Origin of the sequence: Vibrio sp. YT-17, assembly GCF_033337375.1 — a bacterium.
Taxonomy (GTDB): domain Bacteria; phylum Pseudomonadota; class Gammaproteobacteria; order Enterobacterales; family Vibrionaceae; genus Vibrio; species Vibrio alginolyticus.
Genome location: NZ_JAWOQP010000014.1, coordinates 26235 through 45477, shown reverse-complemented (window position 1 = coordinate 45477; position 19243 = coordinate 26235). Strand labels below are relative to the sequence as shown.

Annotated in this window: 17 protein-coding genes; 8 read left to right on the top strand and 9 right to left on the bottom strand. The window is 44.4% G+C overall.

Annotated features, from left to right (window positions below; all coding sequences use genetic code 11):
* Positions 1-134: 134 nt before the first annotated feature.
* Together R7F67_RS14620 and R7F67_RS14615 are read left to right on the top strand one after the other, a co-directional pair.
* The gene (locus tag R7F67_RS14620) at positions 135-1490 is read left to right on the top strand and encodes a cache domain-containing protein (RefSeq protein ID WP_053306569.1); all 1356 of its coding nucleotides are present in this window, start codon (positions 135-137) and stop codon (positions 1488-1490) included.
* On the top strand, positions 1483-2121 hold the full coding sequence (locus R7F67_RS14615) for a response regulator (RefSeq protein WP_005376875.1): 639 nt from the start codon (positions 1483-1485) through the stop codon (positions 2119-2121). Before R7F67_RS14620 ends, R7F67_RS14615 begins: the two co-directional genes overlap by 8 nt.
* 40 nt (positions 2122-2161) lie before the next feature.
* Here the strand turns inward: R7F67_RS14615 and R7F67_RS14610 are convergent, their stop codons facing one another.
* The gene (locus tag R7F67_RS14610; RefSeq protein WP_005376877.1) at positions 2162-2638 is read right to left on the bottom strand and encodes a MarR family winged helix-turn-helix transcriptional regulator; all 477 of its coding nucleotides are present in this window, start codon (positions 2636-2638) and stop codon (positions 2162-2164) included.
* Between the two features lie 387 nt (positions 2639-3025).
* Between R7F67_RS14610 and R7F67_RS14605 the strand changes: the two genes are divergently transcribed.
* Positions 3026-4597 carry a BCCT family transporter gene (locus tag R7F67_RS14605; protein ID WP_005376879.1) on the top strand — a complete coding sequence of 524 codons (1572 nt, stop codon included), beginning with the start codon at positions 3026-3028 and terminating at the stop codon, positions 4595-4597.
* Between the two features lie 231 nt (positions 4598-4828).
* Positions 4829-6712, top strand: coding sequence for a methyl-accepting chemotaxis protein (locus R7F67_RS14600; protein WP_005376880.1), 1884 nt, complete (start codon positions 4829-4831; stop codon positions 6710-6712).
* Positions 6713-6781: 69 nt separating this feature from the next.
* On the opposite strand, the gene R7F67_RS14595 is transcribed toward R7F67_RS14600, so the two are convergent.
* Both R7F67_RS14595 and R7F67_RS14590 read right to left on the bottom strand, forming a co-directional pair.
* Positions 6782-7501 carry a 3'-5' exonuclease gene (locus tag R7F67_RS14595; protein WP_005376881.1) on the bottom strand — a complete coding sequence of 240 codons (720 nt, stop codon included), beginning with the start codon at positions 7499-7501 and terminating at the stop codon, positions 6782-6784.
* Between the two features lie 8 nt (positions 7502-7509).
* Positions 7510-9399, bottom strand: a complete 1890-nt coding sequence (locus R7F67_RS14590) for a DUF294 nucleotidyltransferase-like domain-containing protein (RefSeq protein WP_017636107.1) — start codon at positions 9397-9399, stop codon at positions 7510-7512.
* Between the two features lie 314 nt (positions 9400-9713).
* Here R7F67_RS14590 and R7F67_RS14585 point away from each other — a divergent pair, with 314 nt between their 5' ends.
* The gene (locus R7F67_RS14585; protein ID WP_017636106.1) at positions 9714-10355 is read left to right on the top strand and encodes an outer membrane beta-barrel protein; all 642 of its coding nucleotides are present in this window, start codon (positions 9714-9716) and stop codon (positions 10353-10355) included.
* A gap of 89 nt (positions 10356-10444) precedes the next feature.
* On the opposite strand, the gene R7F67_RS14580 is transcribed toward R7F67_RS14585, so the two are convergent.
* From R7F67_RS14580 to R7F67_RS14570, 3 genes are all read right to left on the bottom strand, one after another.
* Entirely contained in the window at positions 10445-11635 is a 1191-nt protein-coding gene (locus R7F67_RS14580) for an amino acid aminotransferase (protein ID WP_005376884.1), read from the bottom strand.
* Between the two features lie 332 nt (positions 11636-11967).
* On the bottom strand, positions 11968-12267 hold the full coding sequence (locus tag R7F67_RS14575; protein WP_005376885.1) for a hypothetical protein: 300 nt from the start codon (positions 12265-12267) through the stop codon (positions 11968-11970).
* Positions 12268-12512: 245 nt separating this feature from the next.
* A complete protein-coding gene (locus R7F67_RS14570) occupies positions 12513-12743 on the bottom strand; it encodes a hypothetical protein (protein WP_005376886.1) in 231 nt (76 codons plus the stop codon).
* A 259-nt stretch (positions 12744-13002) separates the two neighbouring features.
* On the opposite strand from R7F67_RS14570, the gene R7F67_RS14565 reads away from it, so the two are divergent.
* The gene (locus tag R7F67_RS14565) at positions 13003-14394 is read left to right on the top strand and encodes a PLP-dependent aminotransferase family protein (protein WP_054577020.1); all 1392 of its coding nucleotides are present in this window, start codon (positions 13003-13005) and stop codon (positions 14392-14394) included.
* A gap of 98 nt (positions 14395-14492) precedes the next feature.
* Entirely contained in the window at positions 14493-14717 is a 225-nt protein-coding gene (locus R7F67_RS14560; RefSeq protein ID WP_017636102.1) for a hypothetical protein, read from the top strand.
* Positions 14718-14808: 91 nt separating this feature from the next.
* Here R7F67_RS14560 and asnS read toward each other — a convergent pair whose 3' ends face one another.
* Both asnS and R7F67_RS14550 read right to left on the bottom strand, forming a co-directional pair.
* On the bottom strand, positions 14809-16209 hold the full coding sequence (gene asnS, locus R7F67_RS14555) for an asparagine--tRNA ligase (protein WP_017636101.1): 1401 nt from the start codon (positions 16207-16209) through the stop codon (positions 14809-14811).
* 189 nt (positions 16210-16398) lie between these two features.
* Complete coding sequence (locus R7F67_RS14550) at positions 16399-18024, bottom strand: methyl-accepting chemotaxis protein (protein ID WP_042522778.1); 1626 nt, start codon at positions 18022-18024, stop codon at positions 16399-16401.
* 293 nt (positions 18025-18317) lie between these two features.
* On the opposite strand from R7F67_RS14550, the gene queD reads away from it, so the two are divergent.
* The gene (gene queD / locus R7F67_RS14545; RefSeq protein WP_005376896.1) at positions 18318-18680 is read left to right on the top strand and encodes a 6-carboxytetrahydropterin synthase QueD; all 363 of its coding nucleotides are present in this window, start codon (positions 18318-18320) and stop codon (positions 18678-18680) included.
* 89 nt (positions 18681-18769) lie between these two features.
* Here the strand turns inward: queD and R7F67_RS14540 are convergent, their stop codons facing one another.
* On the bottom strand, positions 18770-19237 hold the full coding sequence (locus R7F67_RS14540; protein ID WP_017820448.1) for a GNAT family N-acetyltransferase: 468 nt from the start codon (positions 19235-19237) through the stop codon (positions 18770-18772).
* Between the last annotated feature and the right edge of the window lie 6 nt (positions 19238-19243).

Sequence of the window (19243 nt, the reverse complement as noted above, 5' to 3'; positions counted from 1 at the left end):
GATTTTGTGAACTGAGAGTTTTTACCTTTTGAGACAAGTTGTTAAGCTGTTAATTATGTCTATGCAGACACAATCGATTCGTTTGTACTGCTAAGATAGTAAGCTGTAAAGGCAGCGTTTCATGGAGGGAAGGGATGCCTCTCAAAGCAAAGTTAATTCTGCTGACACTGATACCCGTGGTATTGGTGTCAGCGAGTATCAGCTGGATCTCTATCTATCAAACCAAGACCCTTGGCAAAAGGGAGGTAGAGATCTTTCATCAAAACCTGATCCAATCAAAAGAAGCGGCGCTGAAAGATACGGTCGACGTCGCTTTTGACTCCATTTCTTACATCTACAACGATCCGACTTTAGAAGAGAGTGTTGCCAAAACGCGTGTGAAAGCGATTTTAAATCGTTTGAGTTATGGGTCGGACGGCTATTTTTTTGCTTATGATAAATATGGTACCAACCTTGTACACCCAGTTCTTCCGGAGCTTGTCGGGGAAAACTTACTCTATCTTGAAGACGAAAATGGCGATCGCTTAATCGAAGCTTTATTGTATCAAGCGCAATCTGGTGGTGGATTTCATCAGTACCTGTGGCAAAAGCCATCTACGGGTGAAGTTGTCCCTAAGCTTAGTTACGCTGCATGGCTCGATAAGTGGGAATGGATGATAGGGACTGGGCTGTATATTGAGGATGTAAGCCGAGAAGTCGCCAATATGCGCGCGGCGGTGAACAAAAATATCGAAACGACATTTTTCTCAGTCGTCGTGATCTTAGCGGTGACCGTTGCTGTAATCATTGTTCTCACTTTGGCGATCAATCTGCACGAGCATCGCCTCGCTGATAAGAACCTGAAAGAACTGGCACATAAAACCGTGATGTTCCAAGAAGATGAGAAAAAGCATTTAGCGCGAGAACTGCACGATGGAATCAATCAGTTGTTAGTCTCCAGTAAATGTCATTTAGACTTAATGAGTCATAGACTGGAAGACGAAAAACTCAAATCCCACTTAGATAAATCACAACGATCGCTCGTTACCGCGATAAACGAGGTGCGGCATATTTCTCATCAGCTCCGTCCAAGCGCCCTCGATGATATCGGTTTAGAAGCAGCACTGACGACCTTGCTACAGGACTTTCATTCCCATTCCGGGATTGATATCGAGAGCAATTTCGATACTCAGCAGCATAAACTGACTTCGGAAGTCGCAACGACACTATATCGCGTCGCTCAGGAGTCTTTGAATAACATTGAAAAACATGCGCGAGCGAAAAAAGTAACGGTTACTTTGCAAAAAATGGGCAATATGCTGCAATTACTCATACGTGACGATGGGCTTGGATTTGTGGTTAACCATGCAGTGCACCAACAAGGGATTGGGTTAAGGAACATGCAAGAGCGTGTAGAGTTCATCGGTGGTGAATTTGAGCTAATGAGTGAGCTTGGCTTGGGAACAGAGATTACCGTGCTGCTTAATTTGGATGAAATAGTTTATGGATAAACCGATTAGTGTAGTGATTGTCGATGATCATCAAGTGGTATTGGATGGCTTCATGGCTCGTTTGGAGTTAGAGCCTGACATCGAAGTGGTGGGTACAGCAAGTAATGGTTTGGAAGCGATAGAGGTCGCAAAGCACTTGCAACCGGACGTCATATTGATGGATATCAGCATGCCAATAATGAACGGTATTGAAGCGACTGGTGTAATTAAAGAAGCGCGCCCAGAGAGCAAAATACTTATGTTGACCATGCACGATAATCGCGAGTACATCATGAAGGTCATGCAAGCTGGTGCCGTAGGATATATGCTCAAGGAAATCTCGGCCGAGAAAATGGTGCAAGCAATAAAAACGGTGAACCAAGGCTCGACGTATTTCTGTGAATCCGTCACACAAACACTCTTTACCCAAGAAGTGGTGCCTGCCACGCAAAAAACGAATCCTCTCAGCCGCAGGGAAGAAGCGGTACTTAAATTAGTTGCTCAAGGAAACAGCAGCAAGAAAATCGCCACTTTACTCAATATTAGTTATCGAACGGTAGAGACGCATCGCCATAACATTAAGCACAAGTTGGACTTACATTCGACGGCAGAGTTAGCAAAATATGCGTTTGAAACTGGGTTGACTGAGTAGGAGAGTAGTGCCCGCAAAAAGCGAGCACGTGGGAGCGAAACTAATCGGCTTTGGTAATGCTACCAAGCTCTAGCATTGGAGCAACATCGATGTCCTCTGCATTCATCATCGTCGAGATGCGTTGAACGGAAGATAGTAGAAGGGATTGCTCCCATTCTTCCAATTTTTGGAATCGATTAATGAAGTGCTCTTGCAGCGGCGTTGGTGCTTGTTTTAAGGCTTCTTGGCCCTTGCTCGTAAGTACAGCATGCACTTTACGCTTGTCTTGAACACTGCGCTGACGCTCAACAAACTGGCCTCGTTCTAGTCTATCTAGAATGGTCGTTGCGGTCGCTTGGCTCATGTTAGTGTGGCTAGACAACTGTTTAATCGTCACGTTATCTAAGTCATTGATAGCGCGCATCAAAATCAACTGTGGAGCAGTCAATCCAGACTCTTTGCTCAGCTTTTTAGAATGTAAATCAATAGCGCGGATGATCTGACGAATCGAGACCAATACTTCTTCGTACTTTTCCAATTTATTCATCCAGTCTGTAGGGAACATTTATCGAGGCGACACTAACTTAAATGCGCCCTTATTTAAAGGGGGGAAATCAAAAATTACCTCTACAATTTTACGCCGTGTCCTCAATACCATTTTGTCGCGCCTTTTCGACAAAATAAGAAGAGCTAAAATTATTATAGCAATAAATGTTTGTGGTCTAACTATTGTAGTAGTGATTTGTTCTATCAAAGGCCGTAACCACACAGTGAAAAGTAAGTTATTGGATTTTTTAATAGCAAAAAGATAGACAAAAACGTGTCAAATGATAGGATCTTGCGCCTTCACGGAATGCAAAACGTATCGTGTTCGAAAGATTTTTTTGTTTGGTACGTAAAAACACTACAAAAATAGAGAGGAACGATGACAAAGGGTATAGATAAGTACAGTATCGATAGTACCGACTATACGGTAGGTCAGGACAACGTTCAAAAATGGGGTTTTGATGTTCATAACCCAGTTTTTGGTATTAGTGCAGGTTTAATTGCGCTGTTTCTTGTCGCTGCATTAGTTCTAGATGCACATACCGCAAAGACGGCACTTGATGGGCTGAAGTGGAAAATTATTGGTTCATTCGATTGGTTGTTCATTATTGCAGGTAACATTTTCGTTATTTTCTGTTTGGCGCTTATCGTCTCACCAATGGGTAAGATCCGACTAGGTGGTAAAGACGCTGTTGCCGATTACTCGTTTATGTCATGGCTTGCAATGCTATTTGCAGCTGGTATGGGTATCGGTTTAATGTTCTGGAGTGTTGCAGAACCTGTCGCTTACTTCACCGGTTGGTATGAAACGCCACTTGGTGTTGAGGCAAATACACCAGAAGCCGCGAGATTGGCACTGGGTGCAACGATGTTCCACTGGGGCCTTCACCCATGGGCAATTTACGGTGTTGTAGCACTTTCTTTAGCATTCTTTGCCTACAACAAAGGTTTACCGCTATCTATGCGTTCGATCTTCTACCCACTTCTGGGTGATCGTGCATGGGGTTGGGCTGGCCACATTGTGGACATTCTGGCTGTGCTTGCGACTTTATTTGGTCTTGCTACATCCCTAGGTCTAGGTGCGCAGCAAGCAGCAAGTGGTATTCATCACGTATTTGGTGTTGAGCCAGGCCTAGGTCTGCAAATCGTCGTTATTACCGTGGTGACTTTACTTGCTGTTGTTTCAGTCGTACGCGGCATCGATGGTGGTGTTAAAGTCATTAGTAACATCAACATGGTTGTGGCGTTCTTGCTACTTCTCCTTGTTGGTCTTATCGGTTGGGCGGCGAGCCTAGGTTCGATTCCAACCACACTTATGGCATATGTAGAGAATATCATCCCACTAAGTAACCCGTTTGGTCGTACGGACGAAGCTTGGTTCCAAGGCTGGACAGTGTTCTACTGGGCTTGGTGGATTTCATGGTCGCCATTCGTAGGCATGTTCATCGCGCGTGTTTCTCGTGGCCGTACCGTTCGCGAGTTCATCACAGCAGTTCTGCTGGTTCCAACGGCGGTTACCGTTGTTTGGATGTCTGTATTTGGTGGCCTGGCGATCGAGCAAGTTGTTGATAAAGTAGGTGAGCTGGGCACAAATGGCTTGACTGACGTATCACTTGCTATGTTCCAAATGTTTGATGTTCTTCCATTTGGTAGCATGCTTTCTATCATCGCTGTTGTGCTGGTACTTGTGTTCTTCATTACGTCTTCTGACTCTGGTTCACTTGTTATCGACAGTATCACGGCAGGTGGTAAAGTCGATGCACCTGTACTTCAACGTGTCTTCTGGGCATTCATGGAAGGTGCAATTGCGGTTGCTCTGCTATGGATTGGTGGCTCCGAGGCGGTTCAAGCTCTTCAGGCTGGTGCCATTTCTACAGCACTGCCATTTACCTTCATTCTGCTTGCAATGTGTGTGAGCTTATTGATGGGTATGCGAACTGAGCGTCAGTAATTCGGCATTTTATAAAACCGTTTGACTAACAATTAATCAAAAGGCCAGCAATTTGCTGGCTTTTTTTGTGCGGTTTTTATGACGCTCGAGACAAAAAAATGACACATGAAAGTTCATATTTTACAAAGAGTTAATGTGCTATTTTGTTTTTTAAAAATTAGTGAATAGTCGTAAAAAAGTGTGTAATATTCATGCACCTTAACTGTTCTCCCAACTCAAAAAACTATAAATATGAAATTATCATTAAAACAAAAGCTTATAGGCGCAAGCCTTTCTGCTGTTGTTGTGATGGCAACAGCACTTACTTGGTTGTCGGCTGGTCAATTATTTGATCAGACTCGTTCAGGTGTCTATTCACGTGCGCAAAGTCTTAGTACTACTGCGTCAGAGGGAATTTCTGATTGGGTCAATATCCGTAAAGATATTGCCACTGCGTTCAACGACTACTCGACCGAGCAAGACGTTGTTCCTTTCCTACAACAAGCTCGCAAGGCTGGTGGCTTCGATGACATCTTCCTTGGTACACCAAACGGTGATATGTACCGCTCTCATCCGGAGCGTAACCGTGCTGATTATGACCCTCGCACACGTCCTTGGTACAAGGATGCTGATGCCGCGGGTAAGCAAATCATCACAGCCGCATATCAAGACGCAATCACGAATGCACTACTTGTGACCATTGCTGAGCCAGTAATGAAAAATGGTCAGTTTGTTGGTGTTGTTGGTGCGGACGTACTGATCGATCAGCTTATCAGCGATGTGATTAACTTAGATGCAGGTGAAAACGCGCATGCGATGCTAATCGACATGAATGAAGGCACCTTCTTAGCGCATCCAGATAAAAGCTTGACGCTTAAGCCTATCACCAGTGTTCTAAAAGATTTTTCAGAAGAGGCAATTGAGCGCGCCGCCGATGAAGGTCGTATCGAAGATACGGTAATCAAAGGAAAAGAGAAGCTTTACTACTTCAATAAAGTTCCTGGTACGCATTGGATGTTTGCGATTGAAATGGATCGCGCAACAGAAGAAGCAGGTCATGCGGTATTGCTACGAGATCTATTGTTCACTGCTGTGGCGATCACGATTGTGGTTATTCTTGCAGTTTCTTGGCTAGTTGGTTTCTTGTTCCGTGACTTGAACCGCGTATCAAATGCACTGGAAGAAATTGCATCTGGCGAAGGTGACTTAACGCAACGCCTAGAACCACGCAGTGATGATGAAGTAGGTAAACTGGCGGAAAACTTCAACCGTTTTGTTGGCAACATGCACACAATGGTTACTAAGCTTAGCCACGTATCTTCTGCGCTTTCAGAGCAAGCACGCACGACAGCACAGCAAGCTGAGGAGCGTAGTCAGCGTATCTCTTACCAGCAAGATGAAATCAACATGGTGGCGACGGCTGTGAACGAAATGGCAGCAGCGACACAAGAAATTGCAGGTAATGCTGATAGCACGGCAAGTAACTCAGAAGAAGCGGTTCAAGCTTGTTCACATGGTTCTAGCCAAGTAACTCAAACGCAAGGCTCTATTCAGAACTTAGCGCAAGAAGTTCAAGTTGCTACTGATGTGATTCAAGAGCTAGAAGCACACGGAAATAGCATCAATACGATTCTATCAACGATTCAAGGCATTGCAGAGCAAACGAACCTACTTGCACTGAACGCGGCGATCGAAGCGGCACGTGCAGGTGAGCAAGGTCGTGGTTTTGCTGTGGTTGCAGATGAAGTCCGCGTATTGAGCCAACGTACTCATGCTTCAACGCAAGAGATTCAAGAAACTATCGAGATGCTACAAGGCACAACAGCCAAAGCGGTCGGTATTATGGGTGACAGTCGTCGTCTAGCTGATACCAGTGTTGATGATGCCAATGCGGCTGCAGCGAGCTTGACGCAAATCCACACTGCTGTTGAGCGTATCAGTGATATGGCAACGCAGATTGCTTCAGCAGCAGAAGAGCAAGCATCGGTAACCACTGAGATCACTCGTAACACTGAAGGTATTCGTGACGTGTCTAACGAGCTGTCAGTCGAAGCTCATCAAGCAGCAGAACAAGCTGCTCACCTGTCTGAGCTATCACACGAACTTGAACAAGAGATTCAACGCTTTAAGCTGTAATCTTGTCTCAACCTAAGTAAAAAGGAGCCATCTGGCTCCTTTTTTGATCGCTATTAAGCGTGAAGTATATTACAGCCAGAACTCACTGATGGGTTGCTCTTCACTGTAATGATGGGCGATTTGCGCTTGCAGTAGCTCTGCGGTAGCAATTGCATCGGTTAATGCATGGTGAGGCGTATAGTCTGGCAGCCCATAACGGCGTCGAGATTGCGCTAGCCGAACCGATTCTGGTTTTTTCCCTTTTAAACGCTCCCAGAGAGAGCCTGAACGTTTCTGTTGAATCGTTTCTTCAAGGTGCAGCGTATCTAAAACAGGAAACTCAATACCTTCCCCTAAACGGCTTTTGAGCGCTTTATCCAGAAACTCTCTCTCGATACGACGGTAATGAACAACAATGATTTTCCCGCTTAAGCATGGTAGCAGCTCGCTTAAGATATCGCCTAAGTCAGGTGCATCGATCAATTCGCTGTGAGTAATACCGTGTATAATGACTGAATCTTCATCGAGTGCACGCTGTGGACGTACCTTCCAATGACGCGAGTTACGTAGGAAAATTCGCTTCAGGTTAAACGGCACCAAACCAATAGTAATGATGTCATGTTTTTCAGGATTCAAACCCGTCGTTTCGAAATCTAACGCCACGAACTCCACCTCAGATAACGGTGTTTCTGGAGCAGGCGGCTTGTTGCTATAAAACGCAATTAAATTCTCATCCTTCGCCATCTCCAGCTTTTGTTCAAACTTCGTTGGCCACTGAATGGTTGGCTTCTGAAAGAGCTTTTTAATCATGCTAAACCTCACTTAAAGCTCTTGTTCGCTTGGTAGCGGAACTTAAGGAAATTTTGACCATTGCTTAGGATCTGGAATGCATCCTTTAGGTTGCGACGTTCAAACTCAGAGAGGTTTTCCGGTTCGATATTGTTATCAGGATCAATGCCTAGTTCCACATCCGTCGCTTGGTGACGAATACGTACCATGGAAATAAATTCTAACGCGTCTTTTAAGTCTTGTGCTCGACCTTTTGGCAAAATGCCAGCATCAATAATGTCGTCAAGACGCTCAAACGAGTTCTGTGCACGTGAACCAACCGCCAGAGAGTGAACGCGAATTAAGTCGACCAGAGGAGCAGTACCGCGACGTTTGAGGTTGATGGAGTTGTTGTGTCTGCCATCTTTTTCCATCACGAAGTCTTTAAAGAAGCCCAGAGGTGGTGTTCTGTTTAGTGCGTTACGAGCCAAACACGCTAAGAAGCGGTTGTTCTTTCGAGCGCGACGAACAATAAAGCTAGTTAACTGTTCTGCCCATTTTAAGCGGCCATAGACGCCATCCAAGTCGAAAAAGATGGAGGCGTTGAGTAGTGCTTTCGGGTTCGGGTTATCAATCCAGTCAGCAAAACACTCTTCCCACTCTGAACGAGTCATGCGCCATAGTGGGTTGGTTGCCATAATATCACCTGTGCAATATTTGTAGCCACAGGCATCTAACCCATCGCTGACGTATTTTGCTAGGGCTTCGAAGTATTTACCATGTTTCTCTTCTTGATAAGTCTCATCTAGAATGATGGCGTTATCTTGGTCAGTCACCAACAGTTGCTCATCTCGCCCCATTGAGCCAAGTGCAAGGAAACAATAAGGAATTGGCGGTGGGCCAAGCTCTTCTTCTGCCATTTCTAGCAGACGCTGTTTGAAGCTTCGGCCAATGACCGACATCGCGCTACCCACCATGTGAGAGTTGGCATCTTCATTGACCAGACGCACGAAGCTGCTTTTCACTTCTTCGGCAACAACAGCTAAATCTTCGATAGTCTGTTGTTGGAAAATACTACTCACCAGCAACAACGAATTCTGAGATTCATAACGAACAATGTCGGTTGTTTCGATAATACCAATTGGTAATTGGTTTTTTACCACTGGTAGGTGATGTACGTTGTAACGCAGCATCGTTAACATTGCTTCATAGATGTAAGCGTTGTGGTCAAGAGACATGACCTCCGTGGTCATCACACTAGACACATCGTCCTGTGGGGACAAACCTTCAGCTAACACACGGGTACACAAATCACGGTCAGTAATGATACCAAGTACTGGGGACTGTGGATCGTCTTCGTCACGAACGAAATCTGGGTCGACGATAAGTAAAGCCGATACGTTGTCATTCGCCATTTGCTGCGCGGCTTGCTGGATTGTCTGACCACGATCAATCGTATGAGCATCGCCAGTCAGCAAGGTTTTCACTTTCGACGTCGTCAGGTCATTGGCGTCTTTGTTTTCTGAAATGGCTTGGCGTAAACGAGCGCTATTTTCAACTTCAACAAAATCCGCAAAGGAATCAAAGTTATCGTAAATTTCTTGGAAAATGTCACCAGGAATACAGTAGAGCAGGGTATCCTCAATGGCTTTTACCGGAAAGCGGACTTTGTTATTGGTGAGCATGCCCATCTGGCCAAATAGGTCACCTTCGTCAAGGCGGTTATACAGCTCACCTTTGCGTCGATAAACTTCAACAACACCGCTTCGCACCACGTATAAATCTTGGATATAGTCTCCAAAATGGATGATGGGGGTATCTTCTCGGTAGTACGAGATTTCGACACTCTCTGTCACCTTGTTTAGTGTTTCTTCAGGGAGTTCATTGAACGGGGGATACTTGGCGAGAAAGTTGTAAATCTCGAGAAGTTCTGCATCCATCGAAGGCGCCTTTTAGTTCGCAAATAATAAAGTAATCTTAACTTAGTTTTAAAACAGAGTCTTATCTGAACCGCGATTTTCGTGCTCAGTCATAAGATTCTGACATATCGCACGATAAGGGAGCTTCATTTTTACTACTATATGGTCACCTCAATTGAAAAAGACGTCGTCGATATGTTTTCTTCGTGATGACTGATTAGATCTTTGGCTGTTTCAGATCGTTATCACGTCTTTAGATTAAGCTATTCTTCTTGAGCCAAGTAGCTCAGGCGATGGAATACAGTGTTTAGATAATTCTCATGAAAGGAAGTCGAATGGTGAGAAATTTATTGCTTGTTTCTTTAGCTGCTTTGCCGGCGATATCAAGCGCAGCGGTCATGGACCAAGCAGAAAAATTTGGGTACGAACACATTCATTTGGATGTTGGTGCCGGAACGACAAACGAAGAATGGTTAGATAACTCTAATGCGACCACAGTTGGACTCGGTGGTAACTATTTGTTTACTGAGAACTGGTTGTTTAATGTTGATTACTCAGCGCAGTTTTTCCATCCGGATGATTTTACTCTTCGCATTGACCGCCTTTTGTTTGGTGGTGGTTACCGTTATGGAGTTACAGAGCAATTCGATATCTACGGGATATATGGAATAGGCGCAATCAAAGCGAAAGCGACGGACGACAAAACGGATAATACGTTGTCTTCCGATAGCGAATTGATTCAAGCTGTAACTGTTGGGGTGAATTACTTGCTCAGTGAAAAGCTTATTGCGACAGCTGAAGTGGAGTTGAACAGTAGTGATATCGTTGATGAGAACAATTTTAAGATCGGTCTTAACTACCAATGGCATAAAGTCATCGGCACTGGTCTTTTTTATCAGTTTAGAGATACTGATTACAGCGGTGAAAGCTCAGATTACGTCAATGAAGTTGGGCTGAGTTTGAAGTTTGTCTACTAGATCGGACGGGTTCGTTTTTGGCGTTAAGTTAAAACAAAAAAGGTCAGCTTATGCTGACCTTTCCTTTTAATGAAGTATGCGACAGTCGATTATAAAACTGCTGCAATGCCTTTACACAGAGGGCCCATATTTGACTTCGTCATACCAGCAACACTGATTCGGCCAGAACCGACAATGTAAATACCGAACTCTTCTTTAAGGCGGTTAACTTGCTCTTTAGAAAGACCAGAGAAAGAGAACATACCATTTTGACGTTCGATGAAACTAAAGTCTGCGTCCACACCCTCTGCTTTTAGTGTCGCTACAAACAGTTCACGCATTTCTTGAATACGGTCACGCATTTCTGCTACTTCAGCTTCCCATTCCGCACGCATTTCGGCGTTGCCAAGAATGTGAGTCACGACAGCGCTGCCGTGTGCAGGTGGGTTAGAGTAGATAGAGCGAATAATGGCTTTAACTTGAGAAAATGCGGTTGTTGCGACTTCTTCTGACTCAGCTACTAACGTGAAGGCACCTACGCGTTCATTGTATAGGCCAAAGTTTTTCGAGAAAGAGCTCGCGACTAGGATTTCTTTGTTGTACTTAGCAAAAGTACGAAGACCTGCAGCATCTTCTTCCACACCTTTAGCAAAGCCTTGGTAGGCGAAGTCGAACAGAGGAAGCAATTTCTTCTCTGCGACAAGTTTCGCCAATGTTTCCCATTCTTCAGCTGTAGGATCGATCCCTGTAGGGTTGTGACAGCAGCCGTGTAGAAGCACGATGTCGCCTTCAGATGCAGATTGAAGATCATTTAGCATCGCATCGAAGTCTTTGTCTTTTGTTTCAGCATTGTAGTAGCTGTATTGTGCCGTTTCGATACCAGCAGCAGTAAATACGCCGTTGTGGTTCGCCCATGTTGGGTTGCTGATCCAGATCTTTACATCGCCTAGTTGACGTTTAATAAACTCGCCGGCAACACGTAGTGCACCAGTACCACCCGGAGCTTGAGCTGTTTTAGCGCGTTTTTCGTTTACAATTTCTGCATCAGAGCCGAAAAGCAGTTTTTGCACTGCAATGCCGTACTCTGCTGTGCCTTCGATGGTTAGGTAAGATTTGGTTTTTTCAGTTTCAACAAGTGCTGCTTCAGCTTTCTTTACTGTCGCAAGAACGGGAGTTTCGCCTTGCTCGTTTTTGTAAATACCTACGCCAAGGTTAATTTTTTCTGCGCGAGCATCTTTTTTAAACTCTTCAGTAAGGCCAAGAATAGGGTCAGCCGGAGCGGCAACTACTTTTTCAAACATAATCTTCATCCATGTTAATCGAAGGGGTGTGCTAACATTTATACCTTTCAGCAATATTGGTTACAACCGTTACTGAAAAGAAAACCTAAAAAAGTTGCGATTTGAAACAGAATTCTAACATAACTAAAGTTTTTGCCATGAAAACGTTTGGTAGGCACAGAGTTTGAAGGGCATTTATGCCATGATTGGAGAAGTTTTGTACACATCCCAATCGTTTCAATTCAGTGCTTTGCGTTAACGCGTTTATAGTTGTCTAGTGAGGATTTGTTGAGACAAAAACGCCCCACCAAAGGTGGAGCGTTTACTGTTAGAAGTATGGATATCGGTTGGGGTTACTTCTTCAGATTGATTTCCGACTCAACCGCATTGGTTTCGATGTCAGGGTTAGAAGAAAGTTTTTCAGTCGCCCAGTCGTTCATATGCTTTAAGATCGCTTTTAATGCGTGTTTTTCGGTTGGTACTTCTGTCTTTTCAACTTCAAGTTTTTGCTTCGGATGCGTACCCGTCGCATCTTCTGCAACGTGTAACCAATCTGGATGCCAGTAATAAGGTTGGCCGGAAGGAGAGCTCCAAGAATGTACGCCGTTGGATTCACCTTTGTATTTAATATCTTCTTCGTTGTATTTCGCCATTATTGTTTTCTCTCATAATCCATGAGTTGAGGTGTGCATCACCATTACTATTTAAATGTAACAGATGTAATGAAAATTAATGTGATAACAATCGACTTATTTTGCCCTTTGAACGCGATAGAAGATGCGTACTTCTCATTCAGAAGAATTTACTATTTGGCAGGTTTTAGCTTTATTTGTGTTTAAAGCATACGACGATGGATTCGCCTACCTAATGCTATTCTTGAACGGTGATAGAGCCTAAACTACTCGTCATTCAAGTGTTTGAGAATCGCCGCTTTTACATGCTCTTCTGTAGCTGTTTCTCCATCAGGGACTTCAAGGTCAGCCTTTTTGTGTTCACCCAAAGCATCTTCAGCGATATGCAGCCAATCAGGATGCCAATAATAAGGGGTGGTACTGCCAGGATGGTCCCAACTATGTACACCTTTATGTTTTCCGCGATACGAGAGATCGTCCATTGTAAAAACTTTCATCGCTTCCTCCTGATTTAAAGACCGTAGCTCGAAGTGAGTTTAACGCACTCAGTCCAACGTAAAACCTTGGCTTTTAGGTATTGCAAAGATGTGAGGCAATATGTGTGTAACAGTCAAAGTATGGGATATAAACGCTCACTTCGTGGCTGAAATATCTATTGATAAGCTTGATAAATTACGTTGCTAAATTGAATACTCCCATATCAGAATGCTGGCGCGAAGTATGCTATGGTGCGGCTGTAAGTGAAATGAGGGAAACATGAACCGATACCGTCAACTGGCTGAGCTGTTCAAAACGCAGATTCAGCAAAATACATGGAGAGCAGGGGAAAAGCTGCCATCAGTGCGTGTAACAAGCCGAAACCATTCTGTCAGCGCAGGTACGGTATTACAAGCTTATCAGTTGCTCGAAGCACAAGGTTGGGTCGCAGCGAAACCTCAGTCTGGATACTTTGTGACTGCGGAGTTGGACCGCTTCGAACCGAGTTCTCCAGCCACTTCCGTTTATCGCTCTAGCATCAACGATGAACTTTACGACTACCTCAAAAATCAGGCCTCATCGAATGCGGTGAAGTTTGGCTCCGCGTTTCCAGACCCAGCATTGTTCCCATTAGAAGCGCTAAACCGCAACCTAGCCAGCTCAGGCAGGAAGATGGGGGCAGAGACGTTATTGGATAACTTGCCGCCGGGCTGTGAGTCTTTACGCCGTTTGATTGCTCAACGGTACATCCAACAAGGTATGGTGTTTACCCATGATGATATTGTCGTTACTTCTGGCGCATTAGAAGCGTTGAATTTGAGCCTTCAGGCCGTGACCCAGCCTGGAGATACTGTTGTAGTTGAATCACCGACGTTTTATGGCGCACTTCAAGCGATTGAACGTTTAGGTCTAAAGGCGATAGAAATAACGGTGGATCCGTTAACTGGACATTCAGTGGATCAAATTGAAGCGACTTTTGCCGACAATGATGTTCGCGCATGTTGGTTAATGACTAACTTTCACAATCCAACAGGAACCTTATTAAGTGACTGGCAGAAGCAACGTATCGTCGAACTGGCTGATAAATACGATGTGTACTTGATCGAAGATGATGTGTATTCAGAGCTTTATTTTTCTGAAAAAAAGCCAAGCTCACTTAAAGCTTTTGATACACAAGAGCGCGTGTTGTATTGTGGATCATTTTCAAAAAGCCTTTGCCCTGGCTATAGGCTGGGCTGGGTGGTAAACAAACGCTTCAATGAGCAACTTCAAAAGCTGCAACTTATCTCGACGTTGTCAGGCAGTGCACCAATCCAGCAGGGTATCGCGCATTACTTGCAAAACGATAGTTATGATAGCCATCTTAGAAAACTGCGAAAGAATCTTGAGCAGCGGCAATTGGCGTTTATTGAACTGGTTGATAAGTACTTTCCCCAATCGATTCGTTACACGCAACCGGAAGGCGGCTATTTTCTTTGGATAGAACTGCCGAAAACAAAGTGCGGAAAAGCGATTTATCAGAAGTTATTGGAAGCGAACATCACTGTAGCATTTGGTCAGTTGTTTTCTATCGCTCCAAATTATGAGAACTACCTGAGGCTTAATACATCGTTACTTGTAAATGATGAATTAGAACAAGCCGTGAAGACGGTCGGAGAATTACTTCATTAGCCAACTGTTTACCTGTTTTTTGCTCAAACTGTATCAGTGGACGATACCGAAGCTGTGTTTCAATCATGGGCAGACAACCATTTAGGTTAGGAGCCGTAATGAAAAAGCAGTTGGTAAAGCATGAACTTAGGTTGATGGGTGTTGCTATTTTTAGCGCATTTTTGTTGGTTTTTGCACACTTGATATTGGCGAAATCTTTTTCTCATATGGTTTGGACGGAATACACTGCTGCCGTTATCCCATTTGTGATGTTTGGCTTGTGTGTGGTTGGAGTAAAATACGCAGCGCGAGCAGATGAGGATGACGACGAAAATAACAACTAGAGTGCATACATCGGTTGCTAGAAAATCATTCGTACAAAATAAAAGACCTCCACATGGGAGGTCTTTTTAATTCCATATCACTAAAAAGTGATTAGAAGTTCGCAGAGCGAGGAGTACGTGGGAATGGGATCACGTCACGAACGTTGCCCATACCAGTTACGTAAGATACTAGGCGCTCGAAGCCCAGACCGAAGCCTGCGTGTGGCACTGTACCGTATTTACGTAGGTCGCGGTACCAGCTCATATGTTCAGGATCGATACCCACTTCACGCATACGTGCATCTAGAATGTCTAGGCGCTCTTCACGCTGAGAACCACCGATGATTTCGCCGATGCCCGGTGCTAGAACGTCCATCGCTGCAACTGTTTTACCGTCATCGTTAGCACGCATGTAGAATGCTTTAATGTCTTTCGGGTAGTTCTTAACGATTACAGGTGCTTTGAAGTGTTCTTCAGCAAGGAAACGCTCGTGCTCAGAAGACATATCGATACCCCATTCAACTGGGAATTCGAACTCACGACCTGAATCAAGAAGGATCTGGATTGCGTCAGTGTAGTCAACTTGCGCGAAGTCAGAAGAAACGAACTGCTCTAGACGAGTGATTGCTTCTTTGTCGATGCGTTGAGCGAAGAACTCAAGGTCATCGCGACACTCTGCAAGCACTGCTTTAAACACGTACTTGAGCATGTCTTCAGCCAGTTTCGCTACATCATCCAGTTCTGCGAACGCAACTTCAGGCTCAACCATCCAGAATTCTGCTAGGTGGCGGCTTGTGTTTGAGTTTTCAGCACGGAAAGTAGGGCCGAAAGTGTAAACTTTGCTTAGCGCACAAGCGTAAGCTTCTGCGTTTAGCTGACCAGATACGGTTAGGAACGTCTCTTTACCGAAGAAGTCTTCGTTGTAGTCCACTTTACCAGCGTCAGTGCGAGGAAGGTTTTCCATGTCTAGCGTAGATACGCGGAACATTTCACCAGCGCCTTCAGCATCTGAAGCCGTGATCAACGGCGCAGATACCCAGAAGTAACCTTGCTCGTGGTAGAAGCGGTGGATTGCTTGAGATAGGCAGTTACGTACACGTGCTACTGCACCGATTACGTTTGTGCGCGGACGTAGGTGCGCAACTTCACGTAGGTACTCGATTGAGTGACGAGTTTTTGCCATTGGGTAAGTTTCAGCATCTTCAACCCAACCAACCACTTTAACGTCAGTGGCAGCAAGTTCGAAGTCTTGACCCTTTGCAGGAGATTCAACAATCTTACCAGTTACTTCAACAGAGCAGCCAGTCGTTAGCTTTAATACTTCGTCTTCGTAATTATTAAGATTATTTGGGACCACGGCCTGAATCGGGTCGAAACAAGAGCCGTCATATATGGCAAGGAAAGAGATTCCAGCTTTGGAATCACGACGTGAACGGATCCAGCCACGAACAGTCACTTCGCTGTCTACTGCTAGCTGACCTTTCAATACGTCTGATACAGGCGCGTAAGTCATGTTTTCAATATTCTCCATTGAGGTAAAAATTCAACTCAACGCTTACTTAAAGTACTTGTCTAATAACATTTTTGTTCAAAAAACAAGCTAAGCGCTGAGTTGGGTAGCATTTTACAGATTCAACGAGACATATTACCTGTCAATTCGCTCGCATCAACCTTTATATTCGTTTTGATGGGGAGAATCTCTCTATTTATTCACTCTTTTGTGCTCTGAAAGTGTGAATTGGTTTAGTAATTGCTCTAAACGTTCGGATAGATGCTCTAAATCAACACTAATATCACGCGTGTGCGATGCTGATTGCGATGTGTCGTTAGCATGCAGTGTGATCACATCTATTTTAGATTGAATATGCTGACTTACATCAGATGTGGTTTGCGTCTGGTTTTGGATATCTTCTGCATGTCTGAGCACTTGGCGCATTTCGTCAACAACGTTATGCATTGTGGCTGATAGTGCCTCGACATCGACAGAGCGTTGATGAGCAAACTGGCAGACGGTATCAACAGAAGTTAATGACTCTTCACTTCCTTGCTGGAATTGAGAAATGATATGTTCAATATTACCAGTGGCCTCAGCCGTCCTAGAAGCCAGGTTACGCACTTCTTCCGCGACGACCGCAAAACCGCGCCCTTGCTCTCCGGCACGGGCGGCTTCAATAGCAGCATTCAACGCGAGCAGATTGGTTTGTTCTGCAATACCCTTAATAACCACAAGAATGGACGACACTTCTTCGGTTCTTTGGTTTAGAGAGCTGATTTTTTCCCGTACGGTATCAATGTTACTTACTAGTTGTTTGATGTCTTCACTTACATTGTGTGCTTGGCTTGCACTATGAGTGGCGACATCAACGGTGTGATTGACCAAAACAGTAGCGTTGTTAGTCGAGTCCTCAACAGCAGTTTGTTGCTGCAGCATATCGGTGATATTGCTTTGTACTTCGCTGGTCTCTAGCTGTTGGTTATTGGCCGCTTTATCTGTGGACTGCGCGACAGCAGTTAGTTTACTCGCGGAGTCGGCAAGTGAGTGAGAGGTGTCTTGCACACGTTCTAAGCTTTCGGAGACCGTGTCCATGAATGAATTGATGGCTGTAGAAAGTTGGCCCACTTCATCCTGTTGGTGATGCATCAGTCGTTGAGATAGATCTTTACTATGGCTCACATTCGACATGAATTTCGACGTTCTTTGAATTGGTCGTACAATGATTTTCTGAATCAAACTCATCGTTATGATGAAGCCCACAAATGCGATTACGGCCATTATTCCCATCGCAAACATTGCCTGTTTACTGATCATTGAATTGACATGATTCATGTTGTATTCCAAGCGAATCGCGCCCAACACTTCTCCTGCTGGTGCAACGTGGCAAGAAACGCAGTTGGTGCCACGGTAATTTTCGCTCGATTTCATTGGTAGTGCGACTACTAACCCTTTGCCCCAATCGGCTGAGATTGGTTCAATCACCAGTTCACCATTCAACGCTCGTTGATCAATATCATCGACAGGCTGCTGGTTTTGTTGCCCAGGTCCGTAAAGTTTGGTCACAGTATCAGCTCGCAACACGCGAACTGCTTCAATGCCTTCTTGGGCCAGGGCCTTTTGACGTAAGGTTTCTTTTTGCGACATGGTGCCCGTAAGCATCATCATATTTAGGCTATCGAAATAATTACTAGCCTTATCATGGAGTTGTTCACTAAGAACATCATTGATTAAGGTTTTTTGTTGATGGTATTGGTAAGCCGTAGAGGCAGCTAGAACGCAGCTGAAGACAGCAATTAACGCCAGTAAGAGCTTAAAAGTGATAGTTGAGCGCATAAATTTATAAGTGTAATTGGAACGAACTGCACAATATTAATGTGCACAAATGCGCACTGCGAACAACGAAATGAATGATTGTGACCCCACACATGTTGGGGATATGTAATTGTGATGTGAGTGCTGTGTAATCAAATGTTTGGCGCGTGACAGAAATACGGCGCTTTGGTGTGAGTGATAGCAAAGAGGCCAGGAACCAGCGGAAGTTTTTGCTACGCTTGTATGGGGTAACGCTTGTCTCTTGGCAGCGAATTCCTTAGTATTGCCTGTCTTTTTAAAGCCTGAGAATCAAGATGAAAACAGAATTATACAAAGAGTTTATGTTCGAAGCAGCACACCATTTGCCACACGTACCAGAAGGTCACAAGTGTGGTCGTTTGCACGGACACTCTTTCCTTGTTCGTCTTTATGTAGAAGGTGAAGTTGATCCACATACAGGTTGGGTAGTGGATTTTGCAGAGATCAAAGCTGCATTTAAACCAATTTACAATCGCTTAGACCATTACTACCTAAACGACATTGAAGGGTTAGAGAACCCGACTAGCGAAGTGTTAGCAAAATGGATTTGGCAGCAGCTTAAGCCAAGCTTACCACTGCTAAGTAAAGTCGAAATCAAAGAAACGTGCACAGCGGGTTGTATTTACAAAGGCGAATAAGTCACTTTCTATTGAGCATTAAACAAAGGCAAGCGAGAAGCTTGCCTTTGTTGTGTCTGAATGGCCCAATTTTGATTATGCTTCACCAGCTAGCTTAATGGGTGTCGTAGAATCCATTCTTTTTCATTATCACCCAATGTTGTTTCCTCTGTATTAATGAATCCGCACGCATCAAGAAAACTGATAGCGTATTGCTGACTTTGTGGGACAGTGGCGCAAAGAGAGGTGCTTTTAGGGTTAATGGTATACGCATAAAGGAACAGTTTACGCAATGCCTCACTCCCAACCCCTTGACGTTGGAAACGTTGATCAATCATCAAGTACTTAAGCTCCAGTTCGTATCGTTTAGCAAACGGCGCATGTTGGGAGAAACCTTTATCGATAACAAGATAGCCTACTAATAGATCATCAGAATAAATCGTAAAGAACGCCTCTGACTTACTACGTTTTTGATAAGCCATTTCAAACGGTGTAAAAAATCCTTTTTGCTCTTCTTGCACATCCAATTGCATCAAACTTGAAAAATCTTTCAGTTTGGTGGGTTTAATCGCAATCATCGCTCA